Annotated in this window: 18 protein-coding genes; 5 read left to right on the top strand and 13 right to left on the bottom strand. The window is 62.9% G+C overall.

Translation table 11 applies throughout. The features are described from left to right. Window positions 1-12 precede the first annotated feature (12 nt). Complete coding sequence (iolD, locus tag F4X08_05170; protein ID MYD25185.1) at window positions 13-1,902, top strand: 3D-(3,5/4)-trihydroxycyclohexane-1,2-dione acylhydrolase (decyclizing); 1,890 nt, start codon at window positions 13-15, stop codon at window positions 1,900-1,902. Between the two features lie 95 nt (window positions 1,903-1,997). Further along, window positions 1,998-2,798, top strand: coding sequence for a TIM barrel protein (locus tag F4X08_05165; protein MYD25184.1), 801 nt, complete (start codon window positions 1,998-2,000; stop codon window positions 2,796-2,798). Window positions 2,799-2,805: 7 nt separating this feature from the next. On the opposite strand, the gene F4X08_05160 is transcribed toward F4X08_05165, so the two are convergent. Beyond that, the gene (locus F4X08_05160; GenBank protein ID MYD25183.1) at window positions 2,806-3,279 is read right to left on the bottom strand and encodes a hypothetical protein; all 474 of its coding nucleotides are present in this window, start codon (window positions 3,277-3,279) and stop codon (window positions 2,806-2,808) included. Between the two features lie 72 nt (window positions 3,280-3,351). Continuing rightward, entirely contained in the window at window positions 3,352-3,975 is a 624-nt protein-coding gene (locus F4X08_05155; protein ID MYD25182.1) for a dTDP-4-keto-6-deoxy-D-glucose epimerase, read from the bottom strand. Between the two features lie 227 nt (window positions 3,976-4,202). Between F4X08_05155 and F4X08_05150 the strand changes: the two genes are divergently transcribed. From F4X08_05150 to F4X08_05140, 3 genes are read left to right on the top strand one after another with little or no spacing between them, the layout of a single operon-like run. After that, the gene (locus F4X08_05150; GenBank protein ID MYD25181.1) at window positions 4,203-4,925 is read left to right on the top strand and encodes a phytanoyl-CoA dioxygenase family protein; all 723 of its coding nucleotides are present in this window, start codon (window positions 4,203-4,205) and stop codon (window positions 4,923-4,925) included. Window positions 4,926-4,937: 12 nt separating this feature from the next. Continuing rightward, complete coding sequence (locus F4X08_05145) at window positions 4,938-5,837, top strand: amidohydrolase (GenBank protein ID MYD25180.1); 900 nt, start codon at window positions 4,938-4,940, stop codon at window positions 5,835-5,837. A 45-nt stretch (window positions 5,838-5,882) separates the two neighbouring features. Beyond that, window positions 5,883-6,968 (top strand): DUF3500 domain-containing protein, encoded by a 1,086-nt coding sequence (locus F4X08_05140; GenBank protein ID MYD25179.1) that lies wholly within the window; start codon window positions 5,883-5,885, stop codon window positions 6,966-6,968. 67 nt (window positions 6,969-7,035) lie between these two features. On the opposite strand, the gene F4X08_05135 is transcribed toward F4X08_05140, so the two are convergent. The 11 genes from F4X08_05135 to F4X08_05085 all read right to left on the bottom strand — a co-directional run bounded on the left by F4X08_05135 (window position 7,036) and on the right by F4X08_05085 (window position 19,884). Beyond that, window positions 7,036-7,980: a D-2-hydroxyacid dehydrogenase gene (locus F4X08_05135; protein MYD25178.1), complete on the bottom strand. Its 945-nt coding sequence runs from the start codon at window positions 7,978-7,980 to the stop codon at window positions 7,036-7,038. A 25-nt stretch (window positions 7,981-8,005) separates the two neighbouring features. Then, window positions 8,006-9,241 (bottom strand): ankyrin repeat domain-containing protein, encoded by a 1,236-nt coding sequence (locus F4X08_05130; GenBank protein MYD25177.1) that lies wholly within the window; start codon window positions 9,239-9,241, stop codon window positions 8,006-8,008. After that, window positions 9,169-9,771 carry a DUF899 domain-containing protein gene (locus F4X08_05125; protein ID MYD25176.1) on the bottom strand — a complete coding sequence of 201 codons (603 nt, stop codon included), beginning with the start codon at window positions 9,769-9,771 and terminating at the stop codon, window positions 9,169-9,171. Before F4X08_05125 ends, F4X08_05130 begins: the two co-directional genes overlap by 73 nt. Before the next feature lie 54 nt (window positions 9,772-9,825). Then, window positions 9,826-10,866 carry a zinc-dependent alcohol dehydrogenase family protein gene (locus F4X08_05120; GenBank protein MYD25175.1) on the bottom strand — a complete coding sequence of 347 codons (1,041 nt, stop codon included), beginning with the start codon at window positions 10,864-10,866 and terminating at the stop codon, window positions 9,826-9,828. 106 nt (window positions 10,867-10,972) lie between these two features. Then, window positions 10,973-11,773, bottom strand: coding sequence for a nucleoside-binding protein (locus F4X08_05115; GenBank protein MYD25174.1), 801 nt, complete (start codon window positions 11,771-11,773; stop codon window positions 10,973-10,975). A 74-nt stretch (window positions 11,774-11,847) separates the two neighbouring features. Further along, window positions 11,848-12,723, bottom strand: a complete 876-nt coding sequence (locus F4X08_05110) for a phytanoyl-CoA dioxygenase family protein (GenBank protein ID MYD25173.1) — start codon at window positions 12,721-12,723, stop codon at window positions 11,848-11,850. Between the two features lie 203 nt (window positions 12,724-12,926). Next, complete coding sequence (locus tag F4X08_05105) at window positions 12,927-14,063, bottom strand: hypothetical protein (GenBank protein ID MYD25172.1); 1,137 nt, start codon at window positions 14,061-14,063, stop codon at window positions 12,927-12,929. Window positions 14,064-14,121: 58 nt separating this feature from the next. Next, on the bottom strand, window positions 14,122-15,516 hold the full coding sequence (locus tag F4X08_05100; GenBank protein MYD25171.1) for a hypothetical protein: 1,395 nt from the start codon (window positions 15,514-15,516) through the stop codon (window positions 14,122-14,124). Between the two features lie 105 nt (window positions 15,517-15,621). Then, window positions 15,622-16,809 carry a Gfo/Idh/MocA family oxidoreductase gene (locus F4X08_05095; GenBank protein ID MYD25170.1) on the bottom strand — a complete coding sequence of 396 codons (1,188 nt, stop codon included), beginning with the start codon at window positions 16,807-16,809 and terminating at the stop codon, window positions 15,622-15,624. A gap of 59 nt (window positions 16,810-16,868) precedes the next feature. After that, on the bottom strand, window positions 16,869-18,344 hold the full coding sequence (locus F4X08_05090; GenBank protein ID MYD25169.1) for a hypothetical protein: 1,476 nt from the start codon (window positions 18,342-18,344) through the stop codon (window positions 16,869-16,871). A gap of 232 nt (window positions 18,345-18,576) precedes the next feature. Beyond that, the gene (locus F4X08_05085) at window positions 18,577-19,884 is read right to left on the bottom strand and encodes an MFS transporter (GenBank protein ID MYD25168.1); all 1,308 of its coding nucleotides are present in this window, start codon (window positions 19,882-19,884) and stop codon (window positions 18,577-18,579) included. Window positions 19,885-19,939 lie beyond the last annotated feature (55 nt).

Raw genomic sequence — 19,939 nt, 5'->3', positions numbered from 1 at the left:
AAGGAGCAGATCATGGCATATCCCCACGATAAGGTCCGCCTGACCACGGCGCAGGCGGTGGTCAAGTACCTGTCCGTGCAGTACAGCGAGCGCGACGGCGTGGAGCGTCGTTTCATCCCCGCCATATTCGGCATATTCGGCCATGGGAACGTGGCCGGGCTGGGCCAGGCGCTTTTCGAGTACGGACAGGACCTGACCTACCACCAGCCCTGCAACGAGCAGTCCATGGTGCACACGGCCTCGGGTTACGCCAAGGTGAACCACCGCATGGCCACCATCGCGTGCACGGCATCTATCGGTCCGGGATCGACCAACATGCTGTCCGGCGCGGCCACGGCCACGATCAACCGTCTTCCCGTGCTCCTGCTGCCGTCCGACTACTACGCCACCCGGTACCAGGGCCCGGTGCTGCAGGAACTCGAGCACCCGGTGTCCGCCGAGGTCAGCGTCAACGACTGCTTCCGCCCGGTCAGCCGGTTCTTCGACCGGATCAACCGGCCCGAACAACTGCTTACCGCCTTGCCGGAAGCCATGCGCGTGCTCACCGACCCGGCGGATACGGGCGCGGTGACGATCTCGCTGCCCCAGGACGTGCAGACCCACGCCTACGACTACCCGGCCCACTTCTTCAATAAGCGGGTCTGGCGCGTGGAGCGCAGGCCGCCGACGAAGGCGCGTGTCGCGGAGGCGGTCGAACTGCTGAAAGGGGCGAAGCGGCCGATGATCATCGCGGGCGGCGGCGTCCACTATTCGGAAGCCTGGGACGCCCTCGCGGCCTTCGCCGAGACCTGCGGCATACCCGTGGGAGAGACCTTCGGCGGCAAGGGCGCCATGCGCGAATCCTCGGATTGGGCGATCGGAGGGTTCGGCGTGACCGGCACGCCGGCGGGCGCCAGAATCGCTGCCGAGGCCGACCTGGTCATCGCCGTGGGAACGCGACTGACCGATTTCTCCACGGGCTCGCAGTCGGCCTTTACGAATCCCGACGTCCGGTTCATCGGCATCAACGTGGCCGGACACGACGCCTACAAGCAGGGTGCCCTGCCGGTCACGGCCGACGCCCGGGAAGCGCTGACCGCCCTGGCCGAAGCCGCACGGGAGGCCGGCATCCGGCCCGACGACACGTACAAAGCGGAAATCGGCCTCCACATGGAGGCCTACCAAAAGTCGCTGAATGAAAAAGTATATGTCGACCATCCCGGCGAGGCCATGAGCCAGGCCCGGCTCATCCAGACCCTGAACGGCGAAGCCCGGGAAGGCGACTGCGTCATCGCCGCCGCCGGCAGCCCGCCGGGCGACCTGCACCGGCTCTGGGACGTGACGGGCGGCGCGGCCTGCTACCTGGAATTCGGTTTTTCGTGCATGGGATGGGAACTGCCGGCCGGACTGGGCACCCGCATGGCCGGGAAACACGACGAAATCTACGTCTACATCGGCGACGGGACCTACCTGATGAATCCCACCGAACTCATGACCGCCATGCAGGAGGGCCTCAAAGTGACCGTCGTCATCTCGGAGAACCACGGTTACCAGATCATCCGGGCCCTGCAGATGGCCCGGGCGGGCCGGTCGTTCGGCAACGAGTTCCGCGGACGGGACGCCGGTTCGGACCGCCTCGAAGGGGAGTACCTGGAGATCGATTTCGCGGCCAACGCCAGAAGTTTCGGCGCACGGGCATGGCACGTGAAGTCACCGGACGAGCTGCGGAAGGCGCTCAGGGAAGCCCGTTCGGAGACGCGGGCCTGCGTGATCGTGTGCGAGACCGAGAAACACCGCTACCTGCCGCCGTCCGACGTGTGGTGGGACATCGCGTCCGCCGAGGCGACCAACGATCCCATGACGCGGAAGCTGCGCGAGGGATACGAGGCCGAACGGCGCACGAGCCAGCGGTTTCACTACTAGGGGAGGACGCCGTGAACATCCGCATTGGCAGCGCGCCGGATTCCTGGGGCGTCTGGTTTCCCGACGACCCACGGCAGACCCCGTGGCAGCGGTTCATGGACGAGGTGGCCGAAGCCGGCTACACGTGGATCGAACTGGGGCCCTATGGTTATCTGCCCACGGAGATCGACCGGCTGCAGCGGGAACTGGCGGCGCGGAACCTGAAGGTGACCAGCGCCTTCGCCATGGGGAACCTCGAGGATCCGGCCCGTTGGCCCGATCTGGAGCAGCAGGTGTTGGGCGCGGGAGAACTGCTGGCCGCCACCGGGGCCGGCTTCCTCGTCCTGATCGACGGGACCTACTCCGACCTGTTCACCGGCGAAATGATCGAGCCCCGGACACTGGACGACGAAAACTGGCGGCGCCTGGTCGATACGACCCACCGCGTGGCCGATCTCGCCCGCAACGCATTTGGACTCCATCTCGTGTTCCACCCGCACGCGGAGACCCACGTCGAGTACGAGGAACAGATCGAGCGTTTCCTGGAAGACACCGACTCCGGGCGGGTGTCGCTGTGTTTCGACGTGGGCCACCACGCCTACCGCGGCGGAGATCCGGTGGCCTTCCTCGAAAAACATCGCGACCGGATCCCCTATCTCCATCTCAAGAGCGTGGATCCGGTGAAGCAACGGAAGGTGGAAGCCGAAAACATCCCCTTTGCCGACGCGGTGGCCAAGGACATGTTCTGCGAGCCCTCCGCGGGCCTGGTCGATTTTCCGGCTTTGCTTGGGCTGCTGAAGCGGATCGACTACGATGGTTACGCCATCGTGGAACAGGACATGTATCCTGCCCCTTTCGACAAACCTTTCCCGATCGCGAAGCGGACGCTGGAGTACCTGCGGGGCATCGGGTTTTAGGGTCGCGTCAGACTCGAGCCTGCCGCCTTCGCATCGCTCCCGGCAGCCAGATGAACAGCGTTCCCAGCGAGACGCTCCATACCGAACCGGCGAGGAATGTGCCCCCCGCAACCATACCGCCGTTCAAAATCGTCATGACCGGACCCTTATAGTCGAGTACTCTCCCGGAGTTCTCCGGCGAGAACCGGCCGTGCTCCAGCCCGACGAAAAACGCGGTACTGTACGAAATCAGGTTCGGAATGAACCAGACCAGGAACACCACCACGATGAGCGATCCCGCCACCCGCCTCCAGGCCAAATGGTCCCACCTGCCTTTTAACCCGTAGTACAGGTAGGCCAGGGGCATCAGGAAGTAGACGCCGATGAACATGGACTGATCGGGCGCGACGAAATCCAGCAGCAGGCGCGTCGCCGCGACGATCCAGCCGAAGAAGACGAGTCCGCGGATGTCCGACCAGAGTGACGGTTGATCCGATGTCATAGAGGTTCTCCCATTCATTGAAGCATGTATTGCGTCGTGGCATTGCTGCTGTACGACGACATTGCTGTGCGTTCAGTATGTAAAGTTCGCGGACCGTTCATCCGCCAGCCAGTCGCTCATGGAGAACGCGTCCCGGTCCTTCTCGGACAGGATGGCTTCACCCACGACGATCTCGTCAAAGGCACGCTTCAACGCGCGATCGCAAAGCGACCAATCCAGGTCGGGTGCCAGGGGCGAGATGCCGGCCTCGTTGCCGGGGCTGTACTCTCCGCTGCACAGGTACTCCAGGATGCAGTCGGTCGGGCAGAAGAAGCCGTGGGCGAATCCCGGCGGTACCCAGATCCACTCGCCGTGGTCGGCGTCGGGATCCTCCGAAATATCGCGTGCAACGATACTGCCCAGGGTGGGCGAACCCAGCCGGATATCCAGCGCCAGGTCCACGATGCGACCCCTGACGGCGCGGACCAGCTTTCCCATGTGGGGGTTCCACTGGAAATGGAGGCCTCGGACCACGCCGGCGCGGGAGAAACTCTCATTGATCTGTAGAAAACGGACATCACGAAGAAACTCCGTCTCTGAGTTGAGGGCAAGGTCTCCCAGCCGGTAGGATTCGGTGAAGTACCCCCGGTCATCCCTGAAGCGGCCGAAGCGAATCACTTTCAACTCGGGAATCGCGAGGGATTCCACGGCTTCGATCTTCAAGCGTTTCTCCTTTCAAGAGCGGTCGCACGCTCGCTGAAGATAGGCAGACGAGGAAGAACTGGGCAAGAAGGAAATCCCGCGGGCACCGCAGTTACGAAAGTCGGCAGCGAACCGTCGCGCTTGACAACCTCGATTCGTCGCGCTTGACAGCGTTGGGCCGTTGCTGTTGATTCCCGACTATACCCGCACCACGATCTGAATCGAGAAGAAAGAAGCCCCGAATGACCATGGAATCCGGCCCCACACCGGCGGAACGGAAACAGTGGGAGGAAGAAGGGTATCTCGTCTTCGAGGACGCGATCCGGGGCGAGATGCTGGATCGACTCCAAAAGGCCTTCGACCACTGGGCTGCCGCCTGCAAGGAGAATTGGCTCGACAGGATAGCCCGTGGCGAAGCCGCGGCGACCTATTACGATATCCCGAATACCCTCGAGAAAGACGACGTATTCATCGATATCCTCGACCGGCCGCGCTACTTCGAGTACGTCAAAGCCTTTACCGATGACGACATGATCTTCATTGGCGAGCAGGTCCGCACGGCGCCGCTCTGGCCAATGGGTTACACGGGATGGCATCCCGACGTCCCCCCGGACCATCCCCTCCACATCAAGGTGCAGGTCTACGTAAACGACGTCGAGCGCGACGGCGGAGAATTCGCCTACGTCCCGGGCAGCCACCGGCCCGGCGCCGGGCCGTACCCCCGCGTGAAGAGTCTCGAAGCCATGCCGGGCCACAGGCGGTTCCCAGGCAAGGCCGGAACGGCCGTCATGTTCAATACCTACGGATGGCACGTGGCCATGAAAAACCGCACAGAAACCCCCCGGAAGTCGATTATCCTTACCTACGAAAAGCGTACGCCCGGAAAAATCAACCCCGGACGGTACGCGCACATCGCCCCATCGCTGAGCACGCCGGACCGGCGCCGGCTGTTCGGGATGGCATAGGCAGGAAACCGCATGCCGCGTATCGATGCCCACGGTCACGTGTTCGCGAAGGTGACCCGCGAGTTTCCGAGAGAAGCAGGCGGCAACACGCCTCCGGAACGCGAAGAAACGGTCGAAAAGCTGATGACCTACATGGCCGCCAGCGACATCGACCAGGCCATGCTGGTGCAGATCGGCGGCACGAGCGTGGCGCAACACGCCTACCTGCTCCATTGCCTCAGGTCTAATCCCGATCGCTTTCTGGGCATCGGGCTCATTCCCGAGTCGGCCTACGGCGCGCCGGAGGAGCACATGGACCGGTTGACGGACGGAACGGGTATCGTGGGTTTTCGCCTCGGCATGGTCGGCGGCCCCCCGGATCCCTTTGATCCCGTAGACGTACGCACGTTCACGACCTACCCCATCTGGCGGCACGCGGCGGAAAAGGACCTCGTCCTCTGGCTGTACGTGCGGGCGGCGGACGCCCACCTGATCGCCTGGCTCGTCGACGCCTTTCCCCAGGTGCGCGTCGTCATCAACCACCTGGGCATCTGCCCGGGACTGGGCAAGGGCCGGTCGGACCAATGGGGACGGCCGCAGATCGACATCGTGCCGTACAATCCTGCCTTTCATACCACGCACAGGCTTAGCACCTACGAAAACGTGACAATGAAACTGTCAGGCCATTACGCCTTCAGCAAAGAACCGTACCCCTACCCTGATCTGGCGGGGTGGCATAGGAACTTTCTAGGCACATTCGGCGCGGACCGCCTCATGTGGGCGACCGACTTCCCGTGGATCTACGACGAGCCGGGATACGACAAACTGGCGAAACTGGTCGAAGAGACCATGCCCGAAATCAAGCCCCACGAGTACGAGGCGATCATGGGCGGCACGGCCAAGCGGTTCCTGCGCTTTCCGGACATTAAGTAATACGGATTGCAACAGTATGCGTCTACGTTCCGATCGGAGACCAAAATGAGCGACGACCATAACGGTTTACTGACCAGCAAACACATCCAGGGCCTGGTTCAGCGGATGGGAGAAGCGGCCGTCGACTTCACGGCCGTCTTGGCCCCGGATCAGCGGGCGAAAGCGCTCTTTCCCTTCGAAGACGATGACGCGCGCACCTTCTGGGACTACGTGCCACTGGCGCGAAAAGGCCTGCCGCTCGGCGAGATGGACCGGGGTCAGCGGCGCCGGGCCATGCAACTCGTCGCCTCTGGGGTTAGCAGCACGGGATACGCCACCACGACGACTATTATGGGCCTGGAAGCCACGCTGGATGCCCGTGAGGGCTGGTCGTCGGGAAACTGGCGGGATCCTTCCGACTACTACGTGTCCCTATTCAGCACGCCTTCGGACCAGGATCCCTGGGGATGGAAATTCGAGGGGCACCACGTTTCCATCAACTATACCATCGCCGGGGGAAGGATCGTCGCGCCCACGCCCTTCTTCTTCGGGGCGAATCCGGCATCGGCCGAGCTCAACGGCGTCAGTTCGCTCCGGCCCCTGGGCAACGTGGAAGACCTGGCGCGGGAACTGGTGCGCGCCCTGGACGAGGAACAACGGCACAGCGCGCTGATCGCAACGGTTCCGCCGGGTGATATCGTCACGGTGAATCAGCGCATTATAACGGAAAACAGGGAGAAACCGGACCGGCTAGCCCGAACGGACGTGCCCTACGATGCGGTGCGATACACGGAAACGCCCCGCGGCCTCGCCGGGGCTGGCATGAACGACGGACAGCGAGAGATGCTGGAGACCCTCATCGGCGAGTACATTCACCGCATGCCCGACGCCGTCGCCGAGATCGAATCCGACCTGTTGAGGAAGCACGGCGTGGGCGACGTCCACCTTGCCTGGGCGGGCGGCCTGGAAGCCCGGCAACCGCACTACTACCGCCTGCAGGGCGGACGGTTCCTGGTGGAATACGACAACGTGCAGAACGACGCCAACCACGTGCACACGGTATGGCGCAACCCGACGAATGATTTCGGCGCGGACCTGCTCGCCCACCACTACCACACCGCGCACGACCACGGGGTGGTACACCGGCACTGAGCAGGCGGTCTGATACCCTGACGTGGCACGCCAGTTCCCGGACGCAGCGCTCCGGCGGGTCGCGGATTCAGTACCCCTTGCGCTTGTCGATCACGCTCACCAGCGGCCGTCCATCCAGGTAACGCCGCAGGTTTTCGCAGAACAGGGCCACGCACCGGCCGTCCCGGTTGGGAGATCCCCCGGCGGTATGGGGCGTGATCACCACGTTATCCATCTTCCACAGCGGATGGTCGCCGGGCAGCGGCTCCTGCGGCACCACGTCCAGGCCCGCGCCGCCAATCTGTTTGCCTTCCAACGCTTCCAAGAGGGCCGCTTCATTGACGATCCTGCCCCTGGTGACGTTGATCAACAGCGCGTGGTCTGGCATGCGGGCGAAGGCGGCCCGGTCGAACAGCCCTTCCGTTTCCGCCGTCAAAGGCGCGCAGACCGCTACGACGTCCGACTGTTCCAGGAGCGCATGGAACCGGTCCATGCCCCAGCAGGCTTCCACTTCGGGCGGCACTTCCACCTTCTCCGGATCCACGGCGACGACGCGCATGCCGAAAGCGGCCGCCCGCCTGGCCAGTTCACGGCCGGTTCCCCCCAGTCCCACGATGCCCATGGTCCGGTCCACCAGTTCCCATGAGGCGTCGCGAATGGGCCAGCGCGGATCCCAGCCCGGATTGCGGATCGCGGTGTGGACACCCCGAGTCAGCGCGAGCAGCAGTGCCATGCCGTGATCGGCCAGGTGCACGCCCACGAAGCCCTTCGAGCTGCATAGCACCACGTCGCTCTCCACCAGTTCGGGATAAAGCAGTCCGTCCACACCGGCGCCCCAGCTCTGGATCCAGGCGAGCCTCCTCCTTCGCGCGAAGAGCGCCCGGGTGATCTCACCGCAGACCACTTCGATCTCCGGCATGACGGCCAGCGCCTCCTCCTCCGAATCCACCCTTATCACCCGTACTTTCTCGTCGACCCGGCGGATCTCGTCGACGAGGGGTTCGATCAGATTCATCCTGAGCAGGACGTTCATGGCTGCACCTCGGGGTAGACGGACATCAGGTTCGTTTCTTGAAATAGGAAGCGCCTTTCCTGGCGATTTCGAAGGCGGTTTTGCCGTTCCTGTTAAGTACGGTCGTGTCCGCACCCGCGGTGAGGAGCGCTTCCGCGGCCTCCGCGTGTCCTTCGTACGTTGCGCGATGGAGCGGAGTGCGGCCTTTGCGATCCTGCGTGTCCAGGTCGGCACCGGCTGCCGCCAGCAGCTTCACGGCCTCCGCTCGGCCGCATTCGGCCGCAAGCTGTATGGACGTGCGATGGGCGTCGTTCCGCGCATCGACCTCCGCGCCGTGGTCCAGCAGCCACCGCAGACTCTTCAGCGAACCCGCCCTCGACGCCCAATGCAGAGGTGTCATCCCGTACGCACGGACCGCCGTGGCGGTTCCGGGATCGACGGCCACCAGTTTATCTAGCTGTTCCGCGTCGTCCAATCCCGCCGCCGCGCATGCGTCGTAGGCCGCGCCGTCCTCAATAAGCATACGGGCGACTTCACGCTTGCCCCGGTTCCTGGGTGCATCGTCGTCGCCCCAGAGTCCGGGAGCCACGGCCTCGTGCAGGGACGTTACGCCCCGCTCTCCGTTCCCCTTGATCGGCAGTTCGTGATGTCTTCCGGCGCCGTACGCGATCAGGAGCCTGGCGATTTGGGGAAACCCGCCCCAGGCGGCCCAGTACATGAGGGAGAGGTTCGCGGGCCAGCCCGTATGGGGCTTTTTGACAGACACCGGAGTAGCGTCCGCCGCGCCCGAGGTGAAAACGGCTTCGAGCGTGTCTGTCGACCCCGCCCAGGCCGCTTCGTGGAGTACGTTATAGGAACGGGTATCGATGTTGAACGGCACGCCGCGATCAAGCAGAAGCGATACCGCGCCTCCGCAGCCGCGCATGCCGACGATGACGGTAAGCAGGTGGGCGCCCATGCGATCGAGAACGGCCGGATTATCGGCAAGGATCGCGGTCATCCGCGACAGGTCCGGCTGGCCATCCCAACGACCGGGGTCCGGTCCCATGGCGGCTTCGATGAGGCGCTTTTCCGCCAGGGTAATCTCCGGCAACTGCGCTTCACGAAGGAACCAGTTTTCGTGGAACAGTCTGATGGCCGGACTGTCGCGCACCGTACCTCCCACCGGACTGTCGCGTACCGCACCAACCTTTGGAATGTAGCGAACCGCTATTCGAGCAGGTTCGCGCCGCCGTCGTCCATCTTCCCGGGCTGGCGCCAGTAACGGTACTGTGGGGTCCATTCCGCTTCGCCGAGGCCTGCAAGGCCCAGCAGGTTCCAGAGGGAGCAGTACAGGTCGCCGGGGCCGAACACGCAACTGTTCTTTCGCAGCACCTGGTCATCCTGCCGTTCGTAAAGCACAGCGCCAGGCATGTTCTCTACGCCCTCCATTACCGTCTGTTCCACGATATACGCGCCGCCACCGTGGGAAGCGAGGCGAAAGCGCCAGTTCCGCGAATTGGCGAAGTCACGCTGCAGGGCGGGGGGATCGCCGGACAGCAGCACGACGGACATGGCGTCCTCGAGATGGGCCAGCATGCCATTGAATCCATCCGCCCACAGCGTACAGTACCGGCAACCCTGTCCCATGTTGTGGATGGCCAGCAGGCGGTCGCGGCCGGCGAACAGGTCGAGCAGGGAGACCTCTCCAGACAGGGTGTCGAACCGGTAGTCCGGCACCGGCAGAGGAACATTGTCCCGCCGCAACGCGTTCAGCTTAGCGGTGAGTTCGAAGATCTGCCGTTCGAGGGCAACGATGTCCTTCTCGACCATGCGTATTCCTTTCGTCAGAAACGGTCGATGACCGTCAGAACCGGTCGATGGCCGTCAGAACCGGTCGATGACCGTGACGCCCGTCTGGCTGAACCGTCCCATGGCTTCCAGTTCCGCGCCGGCCTCTTCGAGCGCGACGGTCTTGCCGACCAGGCGACCGGGCTGCAGCGCGCCGGAGGTGACCATGCGCAGCAGGTCGGCAAACCGGTGGGCCGGCATGCCGTGGCTGCCCACGATTTCGAGTTCCTTTGCGATGACCGCGTTCATGGGGATCGGGACGTCGGCCTCGTCCGCCAGGGTCAGGCCGATCTGCACGTGGCGACCTCTCTTTCGAAGGCACCGGATGGAATTGCGGCTCGTGATTTTGCTCCCGAGGGCGTCGATGGAGACCAGGGCGCCGCCGCCTGTCTTCCGCCGTATTTCTCTGACCACATCTGGACTCGTCTTTGCATTCACCGTCATGCGTGCGCCGAAGTCCCGTGCCAGCTGCAACCGGGTCTCATCGATGTCCACGGCGATCACCTCGGCTCCCACGGCCGCCGCAATCATGGTCGCCGACAGCCCGACCCCGCCGCATCCGTGGATGGCCACGAAATCACCGCCGGTCACCCGGCCCTGGTCCACCACGCCTCGGAACGCCGTCATGAACCGGCAACCCAGGCTCGCCGCCTCGACGAAGTCCAGGTCATCGGGCAGGCCCACGAGATTCACGTCGGCGTACGGCATGGCCACGTAACCGGCGAAGGCGCCCCAGCCAGTAAACCCCGGCTGGTACTCGTTGTCGCAAATGTGGTGATGGCCGGTCAGACACTGCTCGCAGGTGCCGCATCCACCGCAGAAGGGCACGGTCACCCGGTCGCCGACCCGCCAGTTGCGCACCAGGCTGCCCTTTTCGACGACCACGCCGGCGAATTCGTGGCCCGGCACATGAGGCAGCTTGATCGACGGGTCGTGTCCCATCCATCCGTGCCAGTCGCTCCGGCAGATCCCGTTAGCCCGCACCTCGATCACGACGCCGTCCTCCGACGGCACTGGATCGGGTACTTCCCGCACCTCGAGGGGTGATCCGAAGGCGTCCATTACGGCGGCTTTCATCAGGTAGTCCTAAGGCTTGGCGGGCGTTCCGGTGACCGATGGGTCGCCGGAGGCACCCGCCTCTTTAGAAAGATATTCGACTGTGGATTCGGCACGACGGACAGGCCTAGAGGCGCCAGACCACCAGGAACTGGATGGTGTTCTCGTCGTCGTCCGTGCCGAACTTGTTTCTCCAATACTGGTACTCGAATCCGAGCATCAACTGATTGGGTTCGCCGGCTGCGGCCCGGCCGATGTCCCAGACGAACTGCGGCTGTGCGAGAATCGATGCGTCGTGCCGGCCGCCGAGTTCGTTGGACCGGCTTCCGATGTACTCCGCGTGACCCATGAATGCGAAGGAATGCTGGCCGATATCAAAAGGGGCGGCCCAGTTGATGTCGAACATGAAACTGTGCCCTTCCTTAGGTGCACCGCCCTTTGCCACGCCGAAGTTCTGGTCGATATAGGCCGTGAGATCGGTGTTCAGGAACAGGAATCCGGGGATATCCCAGGACGCCCGGAATCCAGGCAGAAACTTGAACAATTTCGCGTCGCCGCCCATGTTGATTCCCGCGATGATCGCCAGGTCGGAAATGAGTCCCAGGCTGGCATCAGACTGCTGCATTTTGCCGATACTGAGCGTTGGATACCACTCGGCGTAGAAATCACGGTCGTTGAATCCGTCCGTTTCCCGGTCAACCAGGTAATTAAGGAAGAAGAAACTGTCCCCGAGCTTCCATTGGGAGGCCTGCTGTATGTTGAGCACCAGGGACTGCACGCTTTTTTGTGCGAAGGGATTCCTCAGCTTCCCCGCCTTCAGATGGAATTCGGTCTGGGCGGAGGCCGTGAGCACCGTAGACGCTGCGGCCAACAACATGATCGTCCATACCGTGTATCGTTTAATACTGCTGTAGACGCTACGATTCATCCCAGTGTCCTTGTCCGGTGACGACCGCCTTCCGTTTCTTTCGAGTATTGCCGGGCTACAAGAGTTGATTTCGATCAATCTCCCCAGCGGTCGGGGTTTATCCCCGGCGCTTCGCTTTTCATCCCCTTCGGCTTGTGCGGCTGCTGCCACTCCAGGCCGGTCGTATTCAGGCTCTGCAGGAAGGGTCTGGCCTGTGCGGGCGCGGCGGCAACGTCCCCGGGATCCCACTCCTCCATCGGCTGAACGGGCCCGGACCAGGCCGGCCGGTAACCGAACTGGATCAGTTCCCGGGGTACCGTGTCGCGGTTGGGATGGGTACCGTGAAAGACGTCCTTGGGAATGACCAGGGCTGATCCTGCTTTCGCGCAGAGGGTCACCTCCTGGGGATGGGACTTGTAACGTACGTAGGGGTTGCCATGGGCGTGAAAGGACAGGTGCGAACGCGGCACGACCCGGAACGGCGCCCTTTCCGGCGGCAGATCGTCCAGATAGTAGAGCACGCGAACCAGACGGGGCGAACTGCCCTCGTAGCTGAATATGGATGAGCCGTAGGGCTGGCCGTCCGTATGCATGGAAATGGGCGGCGAACCCGACAGGGTCCGTGTGAACAGGCCTCGCGTAAACACGATATCCGCACCCATCAGCGCTTCGAGGAACTCGATCATGGGCGGATGCCCGATCAAGGCGCACATGGCCGGACTGCGCCACTGGGCCTCCAGGCAGTAGGTCTGGCAGTCGCTGTAATCCTTGCATTCCATGGGCACATCGGCCAACTCGGCCTTCAGCCGTGCGATGTGATCGGCGTCGAGCATGTCCGGTAGATGCACGTAGCCTTCGACTTCGAAGTGACGGATACGCTGGGCCGTCGTGAAAGACCCGAAATCCGTCTCGTCGACGTGCATGAATCCGATCTCTTCCCGGGGATCGATTTGAACCGTGGCGCTTTCCATGCTGCGCTCCTCGATGCTCTACGGCATCTTTCTTGCGACATTCATCGGTCGTTGCGTTTGAGGAAACTATATGATCTGGCTGGTCGTTTTCAAGCGTTTTCCGCGCGCATTTGGCAAGACCGGCGACCCGCAGGCACGCTGACCGGGGGATTACCCTGCTGCGTATTCGACCCGGGTGCGAGTGAGGTTTCGAGCTTCCCGGTTCAGGACCGCGCGCCGAAATGCCGGCGCACGAAATCCCAGGCCGGCGTCTTGAAAAACCGGTGCCCGCCTTCTCCGACGGCCAGCTTGCATTTATCTCCGGCGCCGGCAACCTCGTAGACTGCCTTGAGCCGGTCGAAGGCTTCATGGACGTGGTCGATGGGAAAGATGGGGTCGTGCCGGCCGGCGATGGCACAGAAGGGGCGTGGAGCGATCAAACCGGCCACGTCGTACATTTCTCCCATCCGCAGCAAACCGGGCACGTAGTTGCATTCACAGTGGTGGATCATCCCGATGCTGCCCACGAACGTGCAGAAATAGCACCCCGGCATGGAGAGAGCGATCCGGGTGTCGCAGGCCGAGGCGAAAAGGGATATCGTACCGCCGCCCGAGTTGCCCGTGATGGCTATGCGGCCGGCGTCAACGGGCAGATTGGCGACCGCCCAGTCGATCAGGCGGGACGTGTCCCACACGCGTTCGCCGATGGGCGTTCTCCCGAGCAGCAGGTCGTGGACGAGTTGGTCGCGGCAGGAGTGTACTCTATCGGCCTCTATGTCTTTCGCGGTGCGCGTTTCCCCGAAGGCCCGCGTGGTCGGCGCGATGACGATGTACCCCTCCTCGGCGGCCGCCTGCCGGGCGATGTCTCGCTCGCCCTCCATCATGTGCGCCTCTTCCGCCGCGTCCCGGGCAATGCCGACGTAGATGTGGGGATGATTGTGACCGTGGGGCACAAGGACCAGGGGGAGCGCCTCGTCGCGGTCTATCCCACCTGTGCCTGAGTCTGTGCCTGTGCCTGTGTCCCCACGCTTCACGCCTTTAGGGAGCAGGAGGTAGAAAGGCAGCGGTACCGTCGGTTCGACCCAGAGATACCAGCGTTCCCGGACATGACTGCCCAGGTCGGTAGATTCAAGCCGCTCCGCTTTCGGCACGTAGCCCGAGAGGTCCGAAGCCATGTTGTCCAGGCCGAGGGCTTCCCGCAGTTTCGGGCGAAAGGCGGCCTGCCAGGCGGACAGGCCTTCCGGATCCGTCGCCCTGAAGGTGTACGTCCCGGAGACGTTTTCATACAGGGCATTCAAATGAGTTTCCTGGTCATAGGGCTTGAACGTTCCGGCCGCCGGCTTTCCCGTCCGGTTATCCATCATGAACTCCAATGCTGGTTGCGAAGACTTGATACGAGGTGCGCGTGTGGCCGCCCTGTCAACGGTACCCGAAGATCAGCGGAAAAACGGCCACGACGAAGGCCGCCCATACGGAGAATACAGGGAGATAGTCCGTCTGCCAGCGTTCCACGGCAGAGAACGGCCCCCGCCGTCGCAAGAATCCGATGTACAGGCGGGCCGTCCACGCCAGGTTGCCGAACAGTATGATGTTCAGTCCTATGGCCCACATTCGGTTCGGCGTGATCCCGAATTCGCTGATGCGCGCCGTCATGGACGCCAGCACGAGGATGTCTACGACCAGGGCGGCTGATACGAGCGCGATCTGCAGGCCGTCAAAGACGCCCGGCGGCGCCACGGGGTCTCTTGCCGAGACCGAATACAGCACGAGACCCAGGACGACGATGAGCAGCGCATCGAAGGCGATCAGCATCTCGCGCTGCACGTCGATCCCTCTTCCGGTCCACACCAGGACCGCGAGAAAGGACAGCAGCATCAAAGTGAACAGTGGCGTGAAAATCCGCGTGAGCACCGGCGCCACCTGCTCGATTGCGCCTTGCCCGGTATCCACAAGCCAGGCCACTACGACGAACGCGCCCATCGCCCCGCACGGAATGATCCACGATGCGACCGCCCATCGCAGGTCCACGCCCAGCGCGTTGAACACTGTCAGCGTTATGCCGGTGAGCACGCCGCCGCCCAGGGCGATGAGCACGTACAGGATGAAGAGCTGTCCGCTGAACCGCACGAAATCCATGCGCAACCCGCGCGTCCGCCAGTCACCCCCGGCATATGCGAAGCCGACGAACAGCCACAGGGCAATGGGCACATGCAACGTGGCGAGAATCGCGGTATCGCCACCCGGTTCGAAGGGAAAGACATTACACAGCAGCATGGCCACGAAGAAGGGCGGTATCAACCAGCCCCATCGGGCAAAGTCCATGCCGCGTTTCCAGGCGAAATAGGCCGTCACGAAGGGAAACGCGAAGAAACTTATGTTCAGCGCATAGAACTGGTTGACGTCATCGTCGTCGAATGCGTATCCGAACAGCGCGGGAACCTTGATCGCCAGCGCCGCGCCGGCGGTCAGGCAGAGGACGAAGATGAATTCCGTCAGCCTGGGCCTGGCGAATCGCGGGGCTATGTCGATATTGTCGGTAACGTCGATTTTGCCGGTTTCGTCCGTGGCGGGCTCGTCTGGTGCAGCGCCCATCAACTGCACCGCGTGAACCTGGACGAACGCGCGCGTCGCCGGGTCGTCACGGCTGATACGTCCAACAGCGACCTGAAAGGCTTCTTCGGCCGGGAGACCGAGCCGCAGCAGGTCGCCGGCCTGGACCCTCAGCCGGGCTTCGAGCGCATTCAACTCGGTCGCCGGCAGGGCGCCATGCCGTTCCACGTAGGTCCGCCACCGGGCGATTTCATTTTCAAACATGGGTTCGTTCAAGATCCTGGCCCTGGGGAATAGGATTTCCCGTAACCATGCGTTACTCTGTACTGGATACTAACGCGGATCGCCGTGCAATGTTCCAGAACGGAGTCAATCTGCGCCAGGCGGATCGCCGAGATCCGGCACCTCAAGCAGAGCACCCCCGTGGAGCGCGGACTCATGGGCCGTCAGTCCGGGCAGCATGTACCTGGCTGCGGCCCAGGCGTTGTTGGGGGGCACCGTACCGTTCACACAGGCCATCACGAAGTCGTCGACGAGAAACTGGTGGCTGCCCGCATGGCCGTTGGGCAGCCCTGCGAAAGTCTCCGGCAACCGCTCGACCGGGTGCGCCGAGGAGACGCCGAGATGGGTGCCGTCGGATGCGGTCACCTTGTCCATCGGGTCGCTTCCGGGCACGGGCTGGCCGGTGCAGGCGAGCAGGTCGTCGAGAGGTTCCACGCGGGTCCCGTCCTTGCGAAGCCAGGATGCCCCGGCGGCGGTCTGTTCGAAGCCGCCCTCGGTCCCCTGAAGGCCCATGCGCACGCAACCTGGATGGCCCACGCGCCGGAACTCGTTGATGCGGCAGACACTCCCGTCGGACATGCTGTACAGCGCGCTCTGGTTGCTGAAGGGATTGGCCCAGTCATTAGCCCCGTAAATCCCGTCCTCGTGGGTGTCTCGAAATCCCTGGCAGGATACCCGGGTCATCCGGGCGCCGGTGACGGATATGATCTGGCTCGTCGAATGCGTGGGGTAGTACATGGGCGGTATGCCGGCTGTATCTCGCCAGTTCTCGCCGCCGCGCCAACGCGCCACGTCGTAGAGGCCGTGGTCCCAGTCATGGTAGTATTCCGCCTGGCCGTAGACAATTTGGCCGAAAGCGCCCCGCGCGAACTGTTCCCGGCAATACAGCACGCCGGGATAATAGTAGCTGGTCTCGCCGAGCATATAGACCGCGCCCGAGGACCTGGCCGCGGCCACAAGGTTTTCGATCTCGGTGACGCTGATCCCCGGCGGCACGGCCGAGTACACGTGTTTTCCGGCTTCCAGGGCCTGGACGGCCTGGGAGCCGTGAAGCCAGTTCTGTGTAAACAGGCACACGGCGTCCACGGGGGATGCGCAGAGGTCATCGAGGGAGGGGCTGGTATCCCTGATCTCGAAACGGGTGGCCGCAACCGCCCTTTTTTCGTCGTCCAAATCGCACAGCACCACCCGTTCTACGTGCGGATGCGCCTTGAACAGGGGGATGAACGACTGTGAGAACGCACCCGTCCCAACAATACCGACCTGGAGTCCCATGTCCACCTCATGACGCGCTCAGACGCCTTTGCAGTCCGCTTCGTTAGCCCCTGCCCGGCTTATTCTCCATTTGTTACAAGGAGATTGCGCAAGAACACCACCGCGCGGGGAATCGCGCTCGGCATCGACGTGATATCGTGCGTTCCACCCGGGTAGATATAGGCCTCGAACTCAGGCGGTCCGCGACCGATCTCCCCCATGGCCTGAATCATGGATTCCGCCTGGGTGACGGAAACCACCCCGTCCATGTCGCCGTGATGGACTTGCAAGGGAGGCATATCCTCGGCAAACAGGACGGCGGACCGGCGGATGAGCGCCAATCGGGCATCCTGGAGCGTAACGTCCCCGGTCCACCACGGTACGACGTACGTGGTGCGCAGGTATTCGACCCCGGGCAGATCGACGGTCACACCGCTCACCAGAAGCGTAGCGATGTCGCGCGCCCATTCGTTCTGGAAATCCGTCGGTCCGAAGAACGTGATGAGGCCCGCGATACGTTCATCCCGGATCCCCATCAGCATCGCCACTCCGCCTCCCCTGCTGGCCCCCGCCGCGAAGTACCGGTCGGTCTGGGCTTCCGGTATCGTTTCCATGGCGAGGTTGACCAGCGCCAGCGCGTCGTCCACGTCCCGGTCCCACGGACTGGCCGGACCATCCGACAGCCAGGACCGGTCATCGTACCTGAGCGGTTCGTCCCGGAACGACGGGATCAGGTAGACGAAGTCGTCCGTCATTTCTCCGAGGGCGACGGTTAATATAAATAACGTGCTTTCCACCGAAACGCCGTCGTCACCGCCATGGGCGAATAGCAGTATGGGGAGGCCCTCGGCGCCGGCGCCGTCAGGCACGATGATGGCGCCGAAATGGCGTAATCCCTCGACCTGGTGCGAGACGACACGCAAGGTGGTCGGATATCCTCCCATGCTGTAGGCTTCCTCAAGCTCGACCGTCCCTCCTGCCGCAGAGAAGTCCCGCGCGGTCCAGTCGGCGCGGACCGCCGATAATTCGTCCTCTTCGGCTGGCGCGAACAGGACGTCTAGCGAATCTTCCACGGAGATCGCGTGGCCGTTCACGTTGGCGGTCGCGCTCGAAGCGGTGACGGTCAGCGTCTGCAGTCCGGTGGTCGAACCCAGCGTCCAGTGGGCGGCGGCCATGCCGTCCGGTCCGGTTCCGACGGTTGTCGGTTCGGTTACACCATGGTTGGGTGAAAACAGGACGAGCGCACCGGGCAGGGGCTGTTCTTCCTCGTCGAGCACCTGGACCACGACCGGTTCCCGCAGACTCGAACCGGCAAGCGCGCGCTGCCCGTCGCCGGAAACGACGTTTATCCTGGCGGCTCGGGGCGGATCCACGGGATCGGGCGAGGTAGGGCCATCCTCGCCGCAGGAAACCAGGACGGCCAGGGCGATGAGCAGCGTGACCGGAGCAAGAATGCGCCGGCGGCAGGCTGCCGATCCGAATCCCGACGTTCCGGGGCCGGACGTTCCAAGGCCGGAGACGGATACAGGCCGCGATGGATTTTCAAATGGACGCATTTGCTTGTTCGGTGGTAAGTGCATCGGTTAGTGGATGGTTTCGTGCTGCTCGGTGCGAATCTGGTATGTCAGCGGGCTGTTAATTTACGGATCGGCTACAGAGATAGAAAGCATCAATTGTCTAAACCGCGAATTTGTTAAGTTTTTTAAGTAATCTGCCCGTTCAACCAGCGTGTTGCGCACCTTTCAACCAGCATGTTGCGCACCTTTTAACCAGCGTGTTGCACGATATCTACGAAGTAACGCTCGAGGTCGGAATGCGCCGGAGCCACAACAGGCACGCTATGCCCGCCACGGCCAACACGCCGTTGAAACTGAACACCAGGATCCAGGCCGACGGCCCGCCGGAAAGGTCGAGTATCGATCCCGCGACAACCGGCGCCCCGGTTCCCACGACAAACCCGATGAAGGACTGCACGGCCTGTGCGGACCCGACCAGGTTCCTCGGGGCGAGTTCCGTCACGGCCGTCGAGTAAATGGCGGAATCGGCAGCCGTAAAGAACCCGTAAAGGAAACCCAGCGCAATCAGCCAGGCAATCGGAAGTCCAACCAGCCATCCGGCAAGAAAAGAACAGATGCCGCTTACCGTGAAGATCAAAGTCGCCGTTCTGTTTCTCCCGAATCGGTCCGACATCCATCCACCCAAAAGCACGCTGAAGATGCCCGTCATGAACATGAAGCCGGCCAGGGTGGCGGCGCGCGAAGCAGCGACTTCCGAATCAAACCCCGTCATCATGAGTGCGGCAACGAGAAGCAGCGGCAGCCACAGGCGGGCTACGAAGAGTTCTGCGGTGTGCAGCGCATAGGCCATGATCACCAGCATCAGCCGGCGGTCGCGCAGCGGCGCCAGGGACAGCCAGCCCCGATTTCCATGGCGACTCTCCTCATGTGGGGGCCGAGCACTTCGTCCGGAGGAAAGAATTGCAACAATTACAACGCTTGCCAGACCGGGAAGCGTGGTCGATAGAAATGCCGGCTCCCATCCGTCCAACCAGTCCAGCAAGATGCCCATGAAAACGTACGAAACCGTCGTACCGGCGTAACCTGATCCCACGAAGACGCTGACGGCCGTAGCCCGGCTACGGCCGGCAAACCGGTGCGACGCCAGGCGGATCCCGGTGATGTAGACACATACATGACCGACTCCGTAGGCGAATCGCAGCAGACAGGCGGACCACAACCCCTCCGCCAGTTTGGGAAACAGCAAACCGCTGCTCGCCGTCAATACAACGCCAATAAACAGGATCCGAATTGGATTGAACCGGTCGGTGAAGGGTACAAGGAGCAGAGACGAAATGGCATAGCCGGCCAGGTACGAAGAGAAGATCACGCCCGACTGGGTATTGTTCAGTCCCCACGCTTCGCGAATGAAAGGAAGGGAAGCGACGTAGCTCGAGGAGGACAGCAGGATGAGGAATAGAGAGGCGCTCATTCCCGCGAGCCAGGCCAGATCGGCCCTTGCGCTCAATGTCCCGCCGCTTTGGCTGGTGCCTGTGTTGTCAGAAGTTCCCGAATGATTCGATGGTGACAACTTGGACATTGTTGGTAAAATGACGGTTAATAAAGGCGCTCTTACGGGCTGATATCGCCGCTGG

The sequence above is a fragment of the Gemmatimonadota bacterium genome (assembly GCA_009841265.1).
Taxonomy (GTDB): domain Bacteria; phylum JAAXHH01; class JAAXHH01; order JAAXHH01; family JAAXHH01; genus JAAXHH01.
This window is presented reverse-complemented; position numbering and strand designations above follow the sequence as displayed.

Excerpts from the sequence above, each read along its gene's own strand:
- iolD (MYD25185.1), top strand. The coding sequence starts at position 13 with ATGGCATATCCCCACGATAAGGTCCGCCTGACCACGGCGCAGGCGGTG.
- F4X08_05165 (MYD25184.1), top strand. The coding sequence starts at position 1,998 with ATGGACGAGGTGGCCGAAGCCGGCTACACGTGGATCGAACTGGGGCCC.
- F4X08_05160 (MYD25183.1), bottom strand. The coding sequence starts at position 3,279 with ATGACATCGGATCAACCGTCACTCTGGTCGGACATCCGCGGACTCGTC.
- F4X08_05150 (MYD25181.1), top strand. The coding sequence starts at position 4,203 with ATGACCATGGAATCCGGCCCCACACCGGCGGAACGGAAACAGTGGGAG.
- F4X08_05145 (MYD25180.1), top strand. The coding sequence starts at position 4,938 with ATGCCGCGTATCGATGCCCACGGTCACGTGTTCGCGAAGGTGACCCGC.
- F4X08_05140 (MYD25179.1), top strand. The coding sequence starts at position 5,883 with ATGAGCGACGACCATAACGGTTTACTGACCAGCAAACACATCCAGGGC.
- F4X08_05135 (MYD25178.1), bottom strand. The coding sequence starts at position 7,980 with ATGAACGTCCTGCTCAGGATGAATCTGATCGAACCCCTCGTCGACGAG.
- F4X08_05130 (MYD25177.1), bottom strand. The coding sequence starts at position 9,241 with ATGGACCCCACAGTACCGTTACTGGCGCCAGCCCGGGAAGATGGACGA.
- F4X08_05125 (MYD25176.1), bottom strand. The coding sequence starts at position 9,771 with ATGGTCGAGAAGGACATCGTTGCCCTCGAACGGCAGATCTTCGAACTC.
- F4X08_05120 (MYD25175.1), bottom strand. The coding sequence starts at position 10,866 with ATGAAAGCCGCCGTAATGGACGCCTTCGGATCACCCCTCGAGGTGCGG.
- F4X08_05115 (MYD25174.1), bottom strand. The coding sequence starts at position 11,773 with ATGAATCGTAGCGTCTACAGCAGTATTAAACGATACACGGTATGGACG.
- F4X08_05110 (MYD25173.1), bottom strand. The coding sequence starts at position 12,723 with ATGGAAAGCGCCACGGTTCAAATCGATCCCCGGGAAGAGATCGGATTC.
- F4X08_05105 (MYD25172.1), bottom strand. The coding sequence starts at position 14,063 with ATGGATAACCGGACGGGAAAGCCGGCGGCCGGAACGTTCAAGCCCTAT.
- F4X08_05100 (MYD25171.1), bottom strand. The coding sequence starts at position 15,516 with ATGTTTGAAAATGAAATCGCCCGGTGGCGGACCTACGTGGAACGGCAT.
- F4X08_05095 (MYD25170.1), bottom strand. The coding sequence starts at position 16,809 with ATGGGACTCCAGGTCGGTATTGTTGGGACGGGTGCGTTCTCACAGTCG.
- F4X08_05090 (MYD25169.1), bottom strand. The coding sequence starts at position 18,344 with ATGCGTCCATTTGAAAATCCATCGCGGCCTGTATCCGTCTCCGGCCTT.
- F4X08_05085 (MYD25168.1), bottom strand. The coding sequence starts at position 19,884 with ATGTCCAAGTTGTCACCATCGAATCATTCGGGAACTTCTGACAACACA.